14 protein-coding genes and 1 rRNA gene are annotated in these 16,711 nt (G+C 50.2%); 1 reads left to right on the top strand and 14 read right to left on the bottom strand.

Annotated features, from left to right (window positions below; translation table 11 throughout):
* A 23S ribosomal RNA gene (locus tag I8U18_RS03395) occupies positions 1-277 on the bottom strand; the annotation flags it as partial.
* Positions 278-666: 389 nt separating this feature from the next.
* On the opposite strand from I8U18_RS03395, the gene I8U18_RS03390 reads away from it, so the two are divergent.
* Positions 667-1,929, top strand: coding sequence for an MFS transporter (locus I8U18_RS03390; RefSeq protein WP_198064472.1), 1,263 nt, complete (start codon positions 667-669; stop codon positions 1,927-1,929).
* A 145-nt stretch (positions 1,930-2,074) separates the two neighbouring features.
* Here the strand turns inward: I8U18_RS03390 and I8U18_RS03385 are convergent, their stop codons facing one another.
* From I8U18_RS03385 to topA, 13 genes are all read right to left on the bottom strand, one after another.
* The gene (locus I8U18_RS03385) at positions 2,075-3,790 is read right to left on the bottom strand and encodes a proline--tRNA ligase (protein WP_198064471.1); all 1,716 of its coding nucleotides are present in this window, start codon (positions 3,788-3,790) and stop codon (positions 2,075-2,077) included.
* Positions 3,791-3,956: 166 nt separating this feature from the next.
* Entirely contained in the window at positions 3,957-5,219 is a 1,263-nt protein-coding gene (rseP, locus tag I8U18_RS03380; protein WP_033102352.1) for an RIP metalloprotease RseP, read from the bottom strand.
* Between the two features lie 44 nt (positions 5,220-5,263).
* The gene (locus I8U18_RS03375) at positions 5,264-6,421 is read right to left on the bottom strand and encodes a 1-deoxy-D-xylulose-5-phosphate reductoisomerase (protein ID WP_033102351.1); all 1,158 of its coding nucleotides are present in this window, start codon (positions 6,419-6,421) and stop codon (positions 5,264-5,266) included.
* Between the two features lie 14 nt (positions 6,422-6,435).
* Positions 6,436-7,239: a phosphatidate cytidylyltransferase gene (locus I8U18_RS03370; protein ID WP_198055723.1), complete on the bottom strand. Its 804-nt coding sequence runs from the start codon at positions 7,237-7,239 to the stop codon at positions 6,436-6,438.
* A gap of 18 nt (positions 7,240-7,257) precedes the next feature.
* Complete coding sequence (locus I8U18_RS03365; protein WP_198055722.1) at positions 7,258-8,037, bottom strand: undecaprenyl pyrophosphate synthase; 780 nt, start codon at positions 8,035-8,037, stop codon at positions 7,258-7,260.
* Positions 8,038-8,141: 104 nt separating this feature from the next.
* Positions 8,142-8,663 (bottom strand): ribosome recycling factor, encoded by a 522-nt coding sequence (frr, locus tag I8U18_RS03360; RefSeq protein ID WP_052154455.1) that lies wholly within the window; start codon positions 8,661-8,663, stop codon positions 8,142-8,144.
* Positions 8,664-8,700: 37 nt separating this feature from the next.
* Positions 8,701-9,426: a UMP kinase gene (gene pyrH / locus I8U18_RS03355; RefSeq protein ID WP_033102347.1), complete on the bottom strand. Its 726-nt coding sequence runs from the start codon at positions 9,424-9,426 to the stop codon at positions 8,701-8,703.
* A gap of 70 nt (positions 9,427-9,496) precedes the next feature.
* Positions 9,497-10,150: a translation elongation factor Ts gene (gene tsf, locus I8U18_RS03350; RefSeq protein WP_033102346.1), complete on the bottom strand. Its 654-nt coding sequence runs from the start codon at positions 10,148-10,150 to the stop codon at positions 9,497-9,499.
* Positions 10,151-10,242: 92 nt separating this feature from the next.
* A complete protein-coding gene (gene rpsB, locus I8U18_RS03345) occupies positions 10,243-10,950 on the bottom strand; it encodes a 30S ribosomal protein S2 (RefSeq protein ID WP_033102345.1) in 708 nt (235 codons plus the stop codon).
* A 164-nt stretch (positions 10,951-11,114) separates the two neighbouring features.
* The gene (gene hslU / locus I8U18_RS03340) at positions 11,115-12,524 is read right to left on the bottom strand and encodes an ATP-dependent protease ATPase subunit HslU (protein ID WP_033102344.1); all 1,410 of its coding nucleotides are present in this window, start codon (positions 12,522-12,524) and stop codon (positions 11,115-11,117) included.
* Between the two features lies 1 nt (position 12,525).
* Positions 12,526-13,065, bottom strand: a complete 540-nt coding sequence (hslV, locus tag I8U18_RS03335; RefSeq protein WP_033102343.1) for an ATP-dependent protease subunit HslV — start codon at positions 13,063-13,065, stop codon at positions 12,526-12,528.
* A 135-nt stretch (positions 13,066-13,200) separates the two neighbouring features.
* A complete protein-coding gene (gene trmFO / locus I8U18_RS03330; RefSeq protein WP_033102342.1) occupies positions 13,201-14,511 on the bottom strand; it encodes an FADH(2)-oxidizing methylenetetrahydrofolate--tRNA-(uracil(54)-C(5))-methyltransferase TrmFO in 1,311 nt (436 codons plus the stop codon).
* A 21-nt stretch (positions 14,512-14,532) separates the two neighbouring features.
* Positions 14,533-16,605 carry a type I DNA topoisomerase gene (gene topA, locus I8U18_RS03325; protein ID WP_198059536.1) on the bottom strand — a complete coding sequence of 691 codons (2,073 nt, stop codon included), beginning with the start codon at positions 16,603-16,605 and terminating at the stop codon, positions 14,533-14,535.
* Positions 16,606-16,711 lie beyond the last annotated feature (106 nt).

The raw sequence follows: 16,711 nt of genomic DNA, 5'->3' as shown, positions 1-16,711 counted from the left end.
CGGTTTGGGCTGTTCCCCTTTCGCTCGCCGCTACTCAGGGAATCGCGTTTGCTTTCTTCTCCTCAGGGTACTAAGATGTTTCAGTTCCCCTGGTCTGCCCCCGTCCATCCTATGGATTCAGATGGCGGTACCAGCTCTTCAAGCTGGTGGGTTGCCCCATTCGGAAATCCCCGGATCAACGCCTGCTTACGGCTCCCCGAGGCATATCGGTGTTCGCCCCGTCCTTCATCGGCTCCTGGCGCCAAGGCATCCACCGTGTGCCCTTAGTAGCTTAACCTGCTACGGTTTCTCTCCCGGTGATGCAACTTGACGAATGACCATTTCGTCATTTGCCTTATTCCATATCTTATTTTCAAGGTGCGTTCTCTCAGTTGTGCCGATCCTCTCGGCGACAAGAAATAATATAGCATGATCATCCAACATAAGCAAGCATTTTTTACAAGAAATAAATGGAAAAACTAACCTCCCAAACGATTATCTCGTCTCCTTTTGAAATTAAGAAAATCTTAATCCTTTTAATCCATTTATATTCTTCTGCTGCCGGAGTTAAAAATGATTATTGCTTTTTTATTATTTTCTGAAATAATTGAATTATAATATATTTCCTGTCGCGAAAATCATTTTTCATTAACGATTGGATCTGCTTTTGAAAGGAGTGATTTCAAGATGAAATTGAACAGAAGGCAGATATGGACGTTATTTCTGATTTTTAGCGGAACCCTGATCAACGCCATCGATCGTTCAAGTTTGGCGACAGCCAACACCTTTATCGCCAAGGAATTACATCTGAGCATGGGAACCATGGGCTTAATCCTCTCCGCTTTCGGTTGGGCTTATCTCTTCTTCAATATTCCTGCCGGTTGGTTCGCCGACCGGTTTGGAGCCAAGAAAGTCTACGGAATCACAGCGGCAATCTGGTCAATCGCATCCGCGGTCACCGGACTCGCTCGCGGAGCCCCGTTGCTGTTCGCCAGCCGCATCTTGGTCGGTTTGGGTGAGGCCGCGAATTTCCCGGCAGCGACAAAAATCGTTGCGGAAAACTTCAAACCTTCGGACCGCAGCACGGCAACGGGCATTTATCTTTCTGGATTGCGACTGGGATACGCTTTAACGCCAGGCATTATGATCGGCCTGATGGTGTACTTTGGCACTAAGGAGCAACCGGACTGGCGCATGGCTTTTTATATTACCGGGCTGGGCAGTCTTCTGTGGGTAATCCTCTGGTTCGCCACCTTTCGCGAGAAAAAAACGATTCCCGCCGGCAACGAAGTCACCCCTTCAAACAAAATCACTTCATTCCAATTATTAAAGCACCGAAACACCTGGGCGATCATCATCATCAAATTCTTTCAGGATTACCTTTATTATCTCTATCTGACCTGGTTGCCGGGCTTTTTGATCGAAGCACGAAAACTGGATCTGGACGCCGTCACTTTTTACGCAACCCTTCCCTGGGTGGCCGGGATGCTGGCACAACCTCTGATCGGAGTTTTGGCCGATTATTTAATTAAAAAAGGTTACAACCTTACCATTGTGAAAAAAACCCTTTTAATCACCACTCAAGTGATCGCATTATCCGTCATTGGAGCTGCTTATGCCAAAGATGCAGAAACTGCCGCCTGGCTCCTAATCATTGCCATGGCCGCCGAATCGGCATCAACAGCGATTCTATGGACGCTTCCCCAAGAGCTCGCTCCGGAAGGAGCCGCCGGCACCCTCGGCGGGATCATGAATACAGCCGGTGCATTCGCTTCCATTGTCTCTCCGGCAATCACCGGCTTTATCGCACAATACTACGGTTTTACGGCTGCACTTACATTTGGCGGATCAACGATGCTAATGGCTTCCCTCAGCGTTCTGTTTTTCCTGACAAAAATCCAACCGATCCGAATATCCACAGCAAAAACGAAGACAAAAAAAACAACATAATCGACAAATACAGAAGCATGGAATGCGCGATATTCAAATTTCTTCCAATTACTTACTTTTATTTGGACCGGCTTACCCGGAGTCAATGTACTCAAAAAAAAGACCCATTCCCTCCCTTGCACGGGGAGAAAATGGGTCCTCTCTTCTATTTCTGATCTGCGCGTTTAATCCACTCCGGCAGCTCTTTCAATACTTCTTCAACTGACAATTCCTTGCTTTCCCCGCTGCGGCGCAATTTGATCTCGACCAGTCCCTCTCCAGCTTTTGCTCCGACTGTGATCCGAACCGGAATCCCCAACAGATCAGCATCTTTAAATTTGACGCCGGCCCGCTCTTTGCGATCATCAAATAAAACTTCGATTCCTTCTTTATTCAGTTCCTCGTACAACGCTTCGGCAAGACGGGCTTGGTCTTCGTTTTTCATATTGACCGCAATCAGGTGAACCGTATACGGCGCAATCGCCACCGGCCAGATAATCCCGTTTTCATCATGATGTTGCTCAATCGCTGCGGCAACAGTCCGGGAAACTCCGATGCCGTAACAACCCATGATAAAAGGTTGTTCTTTGCCGTTTTCATCGAGGAAACGGGCATTCATCGCCTCACTGTACCGGGTTCCCAGCTTGAAGACATGGCCCACTTCAATTCCGCGTTTGAACTGAATCGTTCCCCCGCAGCGCGGACATGCATCACCTTCCTGGATATTCCGGAGATCGCCGGCGAGATCGACTTGGAAATCGCGGCCGATCTGTACATGCATCAGATGAGCGTCAGCTTCATTCGCTCCGGTGATCATCTCATTCATTCGCATGACAGCATGATCCGCCAGGATTTTAACCGGTTCCTTCAATCCGACCGGTCCGACAAAACCGCTTGAAGCCCCTGCGATCCGTCGAACGGTTTCTTCATCCGCCAATTCGCATACGGCTCCCTCAAGCAAGTTTTTCACTTTCACATCATTGACTTCATGATCCCCGCGGACAAGGACGAGCACGGGTTCACCATCGACAGTAAAGAGCAAACTTTTTACCAGCTGGTGCGGTTCCACATCGAGGTACTCGGCCACCTCTTCAATGGTGCGTTTCCCCGGGGTGGCGATCTTCTCACGCTCCGAAACCGGTGTTTTGTCCGAAACCTCCTCATTTCCGACCACTTCAGCCATCTCGATATTAGCTGCGTAATCGCATGCTTCACAGATGGCGATGGTATCTTCACCTGCGTCGGAGAGTGCCATAAATTCATGGGTTCCCTTTCCTCCGATCGCTCCCGCATCCGCTTCCACCGCGCGGAAATCAAGTCCGACCCGGGTGAAAATATTCATATACGCCCCAAACATATCCTCATAGGTTTGATCAAGCGATTCGCGATCGGCATGGAAGGAATAGGCGTCTTTCATCACAAATTCCCGGCCGCGCAGCAAACCGGAGCGCGGTCTTTTCTCATCGCGGAATTTCGTTTGGATTTGGTAAATCGCCATCGGCAGCTTTTTATATGAATTGATCTCGCCCCGCAAGAGATCGGTGATCACTTCTTCATGGGTTGGCCCCATCGCAAAACTGCGGTCATGCCGGTCGTTGATCTTGAAAAGCTCCGGCCCGTAGTTTTCCCAGCGTCCGGATTCATGCCAGAGTTCGGCAGGATGCAGGACGGGCAAGAGCAATTCCTGCGCCCCAATGCGATCCATTTCCTCACGGACGATTTTCTCCACTTTATGTAATACACGAAATCCGAGCGGCAAGAAGGTATAAACCCCAGCTGCCAACTGCCTTATAAAACCGCCGCGCAATAAAAGGCGGTGACTTACCATCTCCGCTTCTCCGACATTGCGTAACGTCGGAATCAGCGCATTTTTTTGCCGCATAAAAATCCCTCTCTTTACTTAAACTGCATCAAACATAATCATACACAAAACCAGCCCAAGAAAAAAGCAAAAAACAAACCCAGTTTTCCTCACCGGGCGGAAAACCGGGTTAACGTTCACATCAGGCCAATCAAGGTTCCGGGCAGGAACCCATTGTTCCCTCAGCTCAAGTGAAAAAAATCGTTTTAATATCATTAAACGTGACCACCAGCATCAGCACCATCAGCAGAGCAAATCCGACAAAGTGAACCAGGCTTTCCTTGTTGGGACTCACCGGGCGGCCACGAATTGCTTCGATTGCAATGAAGACGAGGCGGCTGCCGTCAAGGGCGGGAATCGGCAACAGGTTGAAAATCCCCAGGTTCAGGCTCAAGAGAGCCATCCAGCGAATCAGCGAAGCCAGTCCGCTTTCGGCCGCCTTACCCGTAATGCTTCCCATTTGCACAGGACCGCCCAAACTTTTGATGGACAATTGCCCTGTAACCAATTTACCGAATCCGTCCAGAATAAAGCCGGACCACTCATATGTTTCCCGTACTCCGTCAGTCAATGCCTCTCCGATCGTCGCTTTTCTTTTCATTTTCTCCTGGTTGAAATAGGCGCCGATCTGGTAGACATCCCCGTTTTTTTCGGGCGTAACAGGGAGATTCAGCTTTTTCCCGTTGCGCTCGATGGTGATTGTCACTGTTTTTCCTTTGGAATCGATCAGGTAATACCGCAACGAATCCATGGTATGAACTTCATGCCCATCGACGGCAACGATGACATCACCTGCTTTGATGCCCGCTTTTTGCGCCGGTTTTCCCGGCATGGTGCTGTCCACGGGCAACTGGTCTTCAATGCCGGCCATCAAAGCGTAAGTGGCGAAGAGGATCACAGTTAATATAATGTTGAACAGGGGTCCGGCAAAGATCGCCATCGCCTTTTGCCCAACGCTTTTGGAGCCAAACTGACGATCGACCGGAGCGATTTGCACATGGGTTTTTTGATCATAATGAATAATGGTTTGCGGATCGAGGGCATACCTCATTTCCACTTCATTTTGATCCTCAAGGACCACATACAGCTGTTTCTCCAGGTCCGCTTCCACCAACCTGCCCACAATCAACTGTTCCGGCAAATCGGTTGGCTCATACAAGTAGAGATGATTCAGCTTTCCCTCACCGGATTGTACGGCATATACGAGGGATCCCGTCTTGATCTCGACCACTTCCGCATCTTCCCCAGCCATTCTCACATACCCGCCGAGTGGAAGCGCACGAATGGAATAGAGTGTTTCTCCATAGAGCTTGGAAAAAATTTTCGGGCCAAAACCAATGGCAAATTCCCGAACCAGAATACCTGCCCGCTTGGCAAAAAGAAAATGTCCCAATTCATGAACAAATACCAAGAGGCTGAGAACGAGAATAAAGATGATCACTGTTTGCATGCTTGTTATCACCACCCCGGTTAATCAGAGAACAGCCCCGCAGCTCAGGTTATGCGGATGAGACTCTCTCTGGCGAAGGCTCGCGCCCAGCGATCCGCTTCCATGATTTCTTCCAGCGTTGGATTGTGCACCACCTCATGGGCGGATAACGCTCTTTCCACCAATTCTTCAATCACTGGAAACGGGCATTCGCCGGCCAAAAATGATTGTACCGCCACTTCATTGGCCGCATTTAAAACCGTCGGCATCGTTCCCCCGGTTTTTCCGGCTTCATAAGCCATTTTCAAACAGGGAAAGCGTTCAAGGTCCGGTGGACGGAAGTCCAGGCGGGACAAAGCCACAAAGTCCAACCGCTCCGTCTGCAAAGGCAAACGGTTGGGATAGGACAATGCATATTGAATGGGAACCCGCATGTCAGGCGTCCCCAACTGGGCCATCACCGCGCCGTCCTGAAACTCCACCATCGAATGGATGATGCTTTGCGGATGAATGATCACATCTATTTTCTCATAAGGCAGATCAAATAGCCAGTGAGCCTCAATCACTTCCAATCCCTTGTTCATCAACGTTGCCGAATCGATCGTCACTTTTGCCCCCATCGACCAATTGGGGTGTTTCAACGCTTGTTCCACCGTTGCGTTCTCTATTTGTTCCCTTGTCCAATCACGGAAAGCTCCTCCGGATGCAGTGACAATCAAGCGGCGAACTTCGGAAATGCGTTCTCCATTCAAGCATTGAAAGATGGCGGAATGTTCACTATCAATCGGAAGCAGGGGAACCTGTCTCTTTTTTGCTTCCGCCGCCACGATATGACCGGCGCTGACAAGCGTTTCCTTGTTGGCCAGACCGACCTTTTTCCCTGCGCGGATGGCTGCCAGGGTCGGCACCAATCCTTTGCTTCCCACAATGGCCGAAACAACAAAGGATGCTTCCGGATGGGAGGCCACTTCGACGGGGGCATCCTCGCCATAGATAACCCTTACTTCCTGCCCCACCTCCCGCTGCACCTGTTCAGCTGCTTCTTTCGTAGCCATCGAGATCAATTTGGGTTTAAACGTCCGCGCTTGTTCCACCATTTCGCGGACGTTTCCCCCTGCCGCCAGCGCAACCACTTCAAACTCATCGGGATGCTGGGCGATCACGTTCAAGGTACTGCGTCCGATTGAACCGGTGGAACCCAAAATGGCGATTTTTTCCGGCATTCCCCGCTCTCCTTTCACACTGCCTGAATTAAATGCAAAATGAGAAAAACAAACAACAAACTGTCAAAGCGATCCAATACGCCGCCATGCCCCGGCAGAATCCCGCCGGAATCTTTTACACCAGCGCTTCTTTTCCAGGCGGATTCAACCAAATCTCCCAATTGGCCGACGATGGTGATAAACAATCCCATTCCCAACGCCCACAGGGAGCTCCCCAATTGGGGATGGATCAGCCAGATGACCAGACTGGTCACAATCCCAAACATGATGCCGCCCAGCGAACCTTGAATCGTCTTGTTGGGGCTGATCTGGGGCCACAATTTGTGTTTCCCCCACTTTTTTCCGATAAAATAAGCACCGGAATCGTTTGCCCAAGTCACAATGATGACAAGAAGGGATAAGGCAAGTCCGTCAGGCTTCCAGATGGCCACCATCATATATAAAAAGCCGTATCCTATGTATATGGCTCCTGCCAATAAATAAGCCATTTGAAAGAGATCAAAGCGATTGCGGCTCAAGACGATCAAAACAGAGTAGAGCGCCAGTCCCAGCAACAGTGGATTTGGTTCTTTGAGGAAAGAAGAAGACGACTTCAAGACCGGCAGCTCCATTAATCCGGAAAGAAAAATCAGTGCGATTACAATAAGGCCAAAAAACATTTGCGGCGTTTTCCAATGCTGCTCTCTCATCTGCGCAAATTCCAAAAAGGCGATGACAGCCAGTACAAACATCAAGGCGGTATACCACCAGCCTCCCAAGGACAGCAGCAGCAAAAAGCCGAGAGCGCCCAATACCCCTGTAATGATTCTCTGCTTCATCGTTTATTTCCCCTGTCTTTACACCGCTCCAAATCGCCGCGAACGACGCTGGAATTCTGCAATCGCCTGATGGAAATGCTCGATGGTAAAATCAGGCCACATCGTATCGGTAAACAGCAACTCGCTGTATGCCAGTTGCCACAACAAGAAATTGCTGACGCGAATTTCTCCGCTCGTACGAATGACAAGGTCAGGATCAGGCAATCCTTTGGTGAGCAAATACCGGTTCATGGTTTGTTCATCGATCTCTTCCTTATCAATATGACCATTTTGCACATCGTCTATAATGTTTTTTACCGCGCGCAGGATTTCATCCCTCGAGCCGTAATTGATCGCAAAGTTGAGAATCAATCCGGTATTGTGTTTGGTCTCTTCTTCAAATTTGATCAGGGCCTGCTGCGTCTGCGTCGGAGTTTTGCTCTTCTCCCCCAGCATTTGCACTTTCACGTTGCGTTCAACCAATTCCTTGAGATCGGTTTTTAAAAACTCGATCGGAAGTTTCATCAGATATTCGACTTCCTCTTGCGGACGTTTCCAATTTTCGGTCGAAAATGAATAAAAAGTGAGGACTTTAATACCTAAGTTGTCGGCTTCCCGGATCACTTCACGCACCCGTTTCATTCCGGCCGCATGACCCGCCGTACGGGGAAGACCCCGTTTTTTGGCCCAACGACCGTTTCCATCCGTGATAATGGCCACGTGTTCCGGCAGGGGAGCCTTTTTGATCTGTTCCAACAACTCTTTCTTTCCTTGTTCCCTCTTCTCATTGCCAACCAGGCGTTTAATGGATTCAATCATGAAACATTCCTCCGCAAAGGTTAACTCATCCCGTTTCTCATCCCTGGGGTAGACAGAAAACCCCCTCTGGAAAGAAGGGGTTTTCACCCAATCATTTTATGTTTTTAAATCTCCATCATTTCTTTTTCTTTCGCTGCAACCACTTGATCCACTTCCTTGATGAAACGGTCGGTCAATTTTTGGATCTCTTCTTGACCCCGACGTGCCGTATCTTCGGGAATTTCCCCATTTTTCTCTAATTTCTTGATTTCATCATTTGCATCGCGGCGCACGTTGCGAATTGCCACTTTGGCCTCTTCTCCCATTTTACGTGCCACTTTCACCAATTCATTGCGCCGTTCCTCGGTCAACGGAGGAATCGTGATGCGGATCACGCTTCCATCGTTGGTCGGAGTCAACCCCAAATCCGATTTCAAAATGGCCCGTTCAATTTCGCCCAAAGCGGACTTGTCCCAAGGCTGAATGGCAAGTGTGCGCGGATCCGGCGTGGAGATATTGGCCATTTGGTTGATCGGCATTTCGGTACCGTAGTATTCGACGGTCACTTTGTCCAAAAGAGCCGGATTGGCCCGACCGGCCCGAATCGTGAGCAAATCTTTTTTAAGCACTTGGATGGCTTTTTCCATTTTCGATTCTGCTTGCGATTTTACCTGGTTCACGAAATCACACGCTCCCTTTTACCAGTGTACCAATATGTTCACCCAAAATGACACGGCGAATATTGCCTTCTTCGGAGATGTTAAATACGATCAAAGGAATGTTATTGTCCATGCAAAGCGAGGAGGCAGTGGAATCCATCACTTTCAGGCCTTTGTTCAAAATCTCCAGATAGGTGAGCGAATCATATTTTTGGGCAGCCGGATCTTTGAGGGGATCCGCCGTGTACACGCCATCCACCCCATTTTTGGCCATGAGGATCACATCTGCTTCAATCTCGGCAGCACGCAGAGCGGCGGTTGTGTCGGTGGAAAAGAAAGGATTTCCGTTGCCGGCGGCAAAAATGACCACCCGTCCTTTCTCCAAATGGCGGATTGCCCGCCGGCGAATATAGGGCTCGGCCACTTGCCTCATTTCAATCGAAGTCTGGACGCGGGTGGGAACCTCCATACTTTCGAGCGCATCCTGCAATGCCAAGGAGTTCATCACAGTGGCCAACATTCCCATATAATCAGCGGTGGCACGGTCAATTCCGTGAGCGGAACCGCTGATCCCCCGCCAAATATTTCCTCCTCCCACGACTACGGCAACTTCGACGCCGAGCTCGACAACTTCCTGGATCTGACGGGCCAAAGAGCGGATCACTCGCGACTCGATGCCGTATCCTTGATCCCCGGCCAACGCTTCACCGCTCAATTTCAAAACAATGCGTTTATACTTGGGAGTACTCATTCGCTTCCTCCAATCAACCGCAGTTCTTAAAAAAAAAGGAACACAATGGCCGTGTTCCCTATATATCTTCTTAGCCTTGTTTAACTTGGGACATAACTTCCTCTACGAAGTTGTCTTCTTTCTTCTCAAGGCCTTCGCCCATTTCATAGCGTACAAAACGGCGAATGTTGATGTTTTCACCCAGTTTGGCGATCGTTTCTTTCAACAGTTGATCGATCGTTTTGTCCGGGTCTTTCACGTAAGCCTGGTTGAGCAGGCAAATTTCTTGGAAATGTTTTTTCAGGCGGCCTTCCACCATTTTGTCAACGATGTTTTCCGGTTTTCCTTCTTGCAGTGCTTGTTGTCTCAGGATTTCCCGTTCTTTTTGCACTTCTTCTTCCGGAATTTCTTCACTGCGGACATATTTCGGGTTCATTGCGGCGATTTGCATAGCCACATCTTTTACGAAGCTTTTGAAGTCATCGGTTTTGGCCACGAAATCGGTTTCGCAGTTCACCTCTACGAGAACGCCGATCCGTCCGCCGGCATGTATGTAGGATTCAACCACACCTTCGGCAGCGATGCGTCCAGCTTTTTTGGCCGCTTTTGCAATCCCTTTTTCACGCAGGTATTCTATCGCTTTTTCCATGTCACCATTGGTTTCGGTAAGCGCTTTTTTGCAATCCATCATGCCTGCGCCCGTTTTTTCGCGCAGCTCTTTTACCATTGCAGCTGTAATTGCCATGAATGGTCCTCCTTCATCTGATTCCAGTTCACTTTTTCGTATAAAAAGGGGTGGGCATGAATAACTCCATGCCACCCTCTTTTACTTTCTCATCAGGAAGCTGTGGTGCTTTGTTGTTCGCCCTGGCGTCCTTCCAAAATCGCATCGGCAATTTTTCCGGTGAAGAGACGAACAGCACGGATGGCATCATCGTTACCCGGGATTACATAATCGACTTCGTCCGGATCACAGTTGGTATCCACGATGGCCACGATCGGAATGTTCAGCTTGCGTGCTTCTGCAACCGCAATGCGCTCTTTGCGTGGATCGATGACGAAAATCGCATCAGGCAGTTTTTTCATGTGTTTAATACCGCCCAGGAATTTCTCCAATTTGGCTTGTTCTTTTTTAAGAAGGATCACTTCTTTTTTCGGCAGTACGTCAAATGTGCCGTCTTCTTCCATGCGCTCCAGTTCATGAAGGCGCTCGATGCGTTTGCGGATCGTTTGGAAGTTGGTCAGCGTGCCGCCGAGCCAACGATGGTTCACATAGAACATGTCACAGCGCTCAGCTTCTTCCTTAACTGCTTCCTGCGCTTGTTTTTTGGTTCCGACAAAAAGGATGTTGCCGCCGTTTGCAGCCAGTTCACGTACGAAGTTGTACGCTTGCTCCATCATTTTGACGGTTTTTTGCAAATCGATGATGTAAATTCCATTACGCTCTGTAAAAATGTATTTTCCCATTTTCGGGTTCCAACGGCGAGTTTGGTGACCGAAGTGAACCCCTGCTTCCAGCAGTTGTTTCATGGATACAACAGCCATTTTAAAATCCTCCTTGTTGGTTGGTCCTCCGCCGAAATCATCGAAGGCAGAAACCGCAATCCGCGGCACCGCTGCCCGCTTCTTCGGCGTGTGTGTTTACACCATTGTTGAATATACCATACCCCATATCTGATCGCAAGGGAAAACTTTGCGCGAAAAGCTTCCTACAAAATATACTGGCTCAAATCCCGGTCCGTTACGACATCAGCCAAACGCTCCTGCACATATTGCGGTGTAATCGTGATTTCCCCCATCCCGATCTCCGGAGCTTCAAAAGAGAGCTCCTCCAGCAACCGCTCGAGAATCGTATGCAGGCGACGGGCTCCGATATTCTCGGTGGAGCTGTTCACTTCCTGCGCCAGCCGGGCGATTTCTTCCACTGCTTCTTTGGTAAAGGTAATCTTGATGCCTTCCGTTTCCAAGAGGGCGATGTATTGTTTGATTAAAGCGCCTTTCGGCTCGGTTAAAATCCGCACGAAATCATCGGCGCTCAAATCGTCCAGTTCGACGCGTATGGGGAAACGCCCCTGCAGTTCCGGGATCAGGTCGGACGGTTTGGAAACGTGGAACGCACCGGCGGCGATAAACAAAATGTGATCCGTTTTCACCGGCCCGTATTTGGTGATGACAGTGGAACCTTCCACGATCGGCAAAATGTCGCGCTGCACACCCTCACGGGAAACATCGGGGCCGCGCTGGTCCTTGCCGGCGATTTTATCAATCTCATCAAGGAAAATAATGCCCGACTGCTCCACACGGGAAAGCGCCTCCCCGATCACGTGATCCATGTCGATCAGCTTTTGCCCTTCCTGCTGAGTCAGGACTTCTCTCGCTTCCTTGACGGTTAGTCTGCGCCGCTTGGTTCTTTTCGGCATCAGCTGCCCCAGCATTTCCTGCATGTTCATTCCCATCTGCTCGACGCCGGTTCCGGCGAACATGTCAAACATGGAGGGCATCTGCTCTTCCACCTCAATCTCGATCATCTGCTCCTCCAATTCGCCGCGTAACAATTTTTCTTTTACCAACGCCCGTTCTTCCCTGATCCGCCTTTTCTCCTGCTGTTCCTGAGGTCCCGGGGTTCCCTCGCTCTTTTGCTGGAACAGGAATTCGAAGGGGTTTTTAAAAGCGGGAGACTCCTTCTGATCAGGAACCAGGATGCTGACGATCCGATCGTTGGCCATGGCCCGGGCCTCGTCTTTCACACTTTCCAGTTTTTCTGCCTTGACCATGCGAATCCCCGTTTCCACCAGATCGCGCACCATCGATTCCACATCACGCCCGACATAGCCCACTTCGGTAAATTTGGTCGCTTCCAGTTTGACGAAAGGGGCACCGACCAATTTTGCCAGACGCCGGGCGATTTCCGTTTTCCCCACCCCGGTGGGACCGATCATCAAAATATTTTTGGGAACGACTTCGTCCCTCAGTTCTTCCGGCAGCAGCATCCGGCGGTAGCGGTTGCGAAGGGCGATCGCCACCGCTCTTTTCGCTTGCGTCTGGCCGACGATGTATTTATCCAATTCGGCGACAATCTGTCTGGGTGTCCATTTTGCTTGCGGACTTAACTCGGGCATGTTATACCTCCTCCACAATGATGTGGTCATTGGTAAAGACACAAACCTCACTGGCGATTTTCAGGGCCGCCTCGGCGATCTCACTGGCTGACAGATGCGGTGCATACCGTTTTAACGCCCTGCCGGCAGACAGCGCGAAACTGCCGCCCGACCCGATGGCCAGAACCTCATCATCCGGCTCGATCACTTCGCCGGTTCCGGAGATCAAAAAGAGATGATCGTTGTTCATTACGATCAACATCGCTTCAAGACGACGCAACACTTTATCGGAACGCCACTCTTTCGCCAGTTCAACTGCGGCGCGAGGCAGATTGCCGTGATACTCTTCCAGCTTCCCCTCAAATTTTTCAAAGAGCGTCACTGCATCGGCAACGGAACCGGCAAAACCGGCAACAACCTGACCTTTATACAGACGGCGGACTTTTTTGGCCCCGTGTTTCATAATCAGTTGGTTGCCAAAAGTGACTTGGCCATCGCCCGCCATTGCGGCAGAACCTTTATGGCGAACAGCAAAAATGGTCGTGGCATGAAAATCTCCCAAACTCTGTTTCCCCCTTCATTCAAAATATCCTATGTATGAAGAAACGGCTCTTTGCCATGAACCCGTTTCTTCATTTATATTTTTAAAGCTTCCTTACTATACTCTACTGCTTATAAAAATCCCTGTGCAAGGGGATCAGAAAAGTTCCCGGCGAAACGCTTCAATATCTGCCAGGGCCCGCTCCGCATATTTTTCCGCCCGCTCCTTCTTGCTCTTGATCCGTTCGGGCAACTCTTCAAACAGGCCGAAATTGGCATTCATCGGCTGAAAATGAGCAGGGTCTGCGCTGGTGATATAGTGGGCCATGCTTCCGATCGCCGTTGTTCTGGGCGGTACGACCAACTTGCGTCCCTGCACCAGACGGGCGGCATTAATCCCGGCGAGAAGCCCGGCTGCTGCGGATTCGACATAGCCTTCAACCCCTGTCATCTGCCCGGCAAAAAAGAGATCGTCGCGCATGCGGATCTGGTAGGTGGGGCGCAACAGCTTCGGAGAGTTGATAAAGGTGTTGCGGTGCATCACCCCGTAACGGACAATTTCCGCATTCTCCAGACCGGGAATGAGCTGGATCACTTCTTTTTGCGGCCCCCATTTCAAGTGCGTTTGAAAGCCGACTATGTTATACAAGGTCCCCGCGCTGTTGTCCTGGCGCAATTGAACCACTGCATGCGGCCGTTTTCCCGTACGGGGGTCAACAAGCCCCACCGGTTTCATCGGGCCGAAGAGCAGCGTTTTCTTCCCGCGTTTGGCCAGCACTTCAATCGGCATGCAGCCTTCAAAGTAAATTTCTTTTTCAAAGTCCTTTAAAGGCGCCACATCTGCATGGATCAACGCATCATAAAACCGGTCGAACTCCTCTTCGGTCATCGGGCAATTGAGATAGGCTGCTTCCCCCTTGTCATAGCGCGAAGCGACAAAAACCTTGTCCATGTCAATACTGTCCTTTTCCACGATCGGAGCCGCCGCATCATAAAAATAGAGATAATCCTCACCAGTCAGACGCTTCAGCTTGTCCGACAAGGAAGCAGACGTGAGCGGGCCTGTGGCAATCACAGTCGGTCCGTCCGGGATATCCGTCACTTCCTCCTTGCACACTTCAATATTGGGATGCTGGGATAAGATCCGGGTAATTTCCCCCGAAAACGCCTCACGGTCGACCGCCAAAGCGCCGCCGGCCGGAACCGCATGTTGGTCCGCGCATTTCATGATCAGCGAATTTAAACGGCGCATTTCCTCTTTCAAAATGCCGACCGCATTGGTCAGGGAGGCGGCCCGCAGCGAATTGCTGCATACCAACTCCGCAAACTGGCCGCCTCGATGGGCAGGCGTCATCTTGACCGGGCGCATCTCATACAGCTTGACCCGAACACCGCTCTCCGCAATCTGCCAAGCGGCTTCGCTTCCGGCCAGTCCGGCCCCCACGACGGTAACATATCTGTCTGTCATTTTCCTTCTCTCTCCCTTTTTTCAGGAATTCGGTTCTTCATAATCGCAAACACTGCAACGAATCACTTTCTCTTTTTTTGTCTTTTTCTCAATCATGTAATTTCCGCACTTCGGACAAGGACGCGGTACCGGGCGGTCCCAGGAAACAAAATCGCAATCTGGGTAACGTTCACAGCCATAGAAGGTGCGCTGTTTTTTGCTTTTCCGCTCCACGATCTCCCCTTTTTTGCATTTGGGGCAGGTGACTCCCGTCGACTTTAAAATCGCTTTGGTGTTACGGCATTCGGGAAATGCAGAACAGGCCAGGAACTTCCCGTAACGCCCGAACTTGTAAACCATCGGGCTTCCGCATTTCTCACATACTTCGTCGGAGACTTCATCCTGCAACTCCACTTCCGCCATCTCTTTTTCCGCTGTGACCAGGCGTTCGCGGAACGGACGATAAAACTGATCCAGGATCTCAATCCAGTTCGCCTTCCCGGCTTCCACCTGATCCAGATCATTCTCCATATGCGCGGTAAACTCCACATTTAACACTTCGGGGAAAAACTCGCCAATCAGCCCGATGACAATTTCACCGAGCTCGGAAGGCACAAAGCGTTTGTCTTCCATCAGCACATAGCCCCGTTTTTTAATCGTTTCCAACGTCGGGGCATAAGTGCTGGGACGGCCAATCCCTTTCTCCTCCAGCTCTTTTACCAAAGTGGCTTCGGTGTAGCGCGGCGGAGGCTGGGTAAAATGTTGTTTCGGCGTAATCGATTTTCTCTTTAAAGGCTGTCCTTTTTCAAGCGGCGGCAGCCATTTGTTTTCTTCATTTTTATTATCGTCCTTTCCCTCGACGTATACCTTCATAAAACCGGGAAATTTCATTTTGGATCCGGTCGCCCGAAATAAAGCCTCCCCGACCCGGATATCGGCGGTAACGGCATCGAAAACGGCCGACGCCATTTGTGAAGCGACGAAACGCTCCCAAATCAGTTTATAAAGGCGAAATTGATCCCGGGACAAGTATTCTTTCATCTTGTCAGGAGTACGGTGCACGGAGGTTGGACGGATCGCTTCGTGAGCATCCTGTGCTCCGGCTTTTTTCTTGTGCGTGCGCGGCGCGTTGGTTAAGTACTCGCTACCGAACGTTTCCTTAATATAATTGCGGGCTTCTGCCGTGGCCGTCTCCGAGACACGGGTGGAATCAGTTCGCATATAGGTAATAAGGCCGACCGTCCCCTCCTTGCCCAGATCCGCCCCCTCATAGAGTTGCTGGGCGATTGCCATCGTCTTTTGCGCCCGGAAATTCAACTTGCGGGCCGCTTCCTGCTGCATGGTGCTGGTGATAAACGGAGGCGCGGGATTTCGGCGCCGCTCGCTCGTTTTGATCTCTTCGACGACAAATCGTTTTCCTTTGATTTTATCCAACAGTTGCTCAACATCGGCTTCCGATTTTAACTCCGTTTTTTGCCGTCCATACCCAAAAAATTTCGCCTCCAGCTCCTCATCCCCGCTCAACAGCACGGCGGTAACCGTCCAATACTCTTCCGGGACAAAGCGGCGAATTTCGTTTTCGCGGTCGATAATCAATTTGACGGCAACCGATTGAACCCGGCCAGCGCTTAATCCTTTTTTTACTTTTTTCCAGAGAATCGGGCTGATTCCGTAACCGACTAGACGGTCGAGAATCCGCCGGGCCTGCTGGGCATTGACCAAATCCATGTTGATCCTGCGCGGGTGCTTAAAGGCATCTTTTACGGCCGTCTTGGTGATTTCGTTAAAAACCACCCGGCATTCCTCATTTAAGGGAAGCTTTAAAATTTGCGCCAGATGCCAGGCAATCGCTTCCCCTTCCCGGTCAGGGTCCGCTGCCAGGTACACGCGCTTCACTTTTTTTCCGGCATCGCGCAGCTCCTTGAGAATATCCCCTTTGCCCCGCACCGTAATATATTTGGGTTCAAATTGATTTTCCACATCAACGCCCATCTGGCTTTTCGGCAAATCGCGCACATGCCCCATCGAAGCCTTGACAATATATTTGCTCCCCAGATATTTTTTTATGGTTTTCGCTTTTGCGGGCGATTCGACGATCACTAGCGAATCGGCCATAAGATGGCCCTCCCCTCAACATTGGTAGAACTTTTATTTTCAAACGAATTGACCATTTTCCAGTTTGAAACAACATCCCCGAAGTCAATCGTAATGGATACAATAT

It is taken from the genome of Thermoactinomyces sp. CICC 10522, from assembly GCF_016055075.1.
Lineage (GTDB): Bacteria > Bacillota > Bacilli > Thermoactinomycetales > Thermoactinomycetaceae > Thermoactinomyces_A > Thermoactinomyces_A daqus.
Note: the sequence above shows the minus strand (reverse complement) of the source record. Positions and strands in the feature narration are given on the sequence as shown.

Bases quoted from the DNA above. Each gene is read 5' to 3' on its own strand.
- I8U18_RS03390 (WP_198064472.1), top strand. From the start codon at position 667: ATGAAATTGAACAGAAGGCAGATATGGACGTTATTTCTGATTTTTAGC.
- I8U18_RS03385 (WP_198064471.1), bottom strand. From the start codon at position 3,790: ATGCGGCAAAAAAATGCGCTGATTCCGACGTTACGCAATGTCGGAGAA.
- rseP (WP_033102352.1), bottom strand. From the start codon at position 5,219: ATGCAAACAGTGATCATCTTTATTCTCGTTCTCAGCCTCTTGGTATTT.
- I8U18_RS03375 (WP_033102351.1), bottom strand. From the start codon at position 6,421: ATGCCGGAAAAAATCGCCATTTTGGGTTCCACCGGTTCAATCGGACGC.
- I8U18_RS03370 (WP_198055723.1), bottom strand. From the start codon at position 7,239: ATGAAGCAGAGAATCATTACAGGGGTATTGGGCGCTCTCGGCTTTTTG.
- I8U18_RS03365 (WP_198055722.1), bottom strand. From the start codon at position 8,037: ATGATTGAATCCATTAAACGCCTGGTTGGCAATGAGAAGAGGGAACAA.
- frr (WP_052154455.1), bottom strand. From the start codon at position 8,663: ATGGAAAAAGCCATCCAAGTGCTTAAAAAAGATTTGCTCACGATTCGG.
- pyrH (WP_033102347.1), bottom strand. From the start codon at position 9,426: ATGAGTACTCCCAAGTATAAACGCATTGTTTTGAAATTGAGCGGTGAA.
- tsf (WP_033102346.1), bottom strand. From the start codon at position 10,150: ATGGCAATTACAGCTGCAATGGTAAAAGAGCTGCGCGAAAAAACGGGC.
- rpsB (WP_033102345.1), bottom strand. From the start codon at position 10,950: ATGGCTGTTGTATCCATGAAACAACTGCTGGAAGCAGGGGTTCACTTC.
- hslU (WP_033102344.1), bottom strand. From the start codon at position 12,524: ATGCCCGAGTTAAGTCCGCAAGCAAAATGGACACCCAGACAGATTGTC.
- trmFO (WP_033102342.1), bottom strand. From the start codon at position 14,511: ATGACAGACAGATATGTTACCGTCGTGGGGGCCGGACTGGCCGGAAGC.
- topA (WP_198059536.1), bottom strand. From the start codon at position 16,605: ATGGCCGATTCGCTAGTGATCGTCGAATCGCCCGCAAAAGCGAAAACC.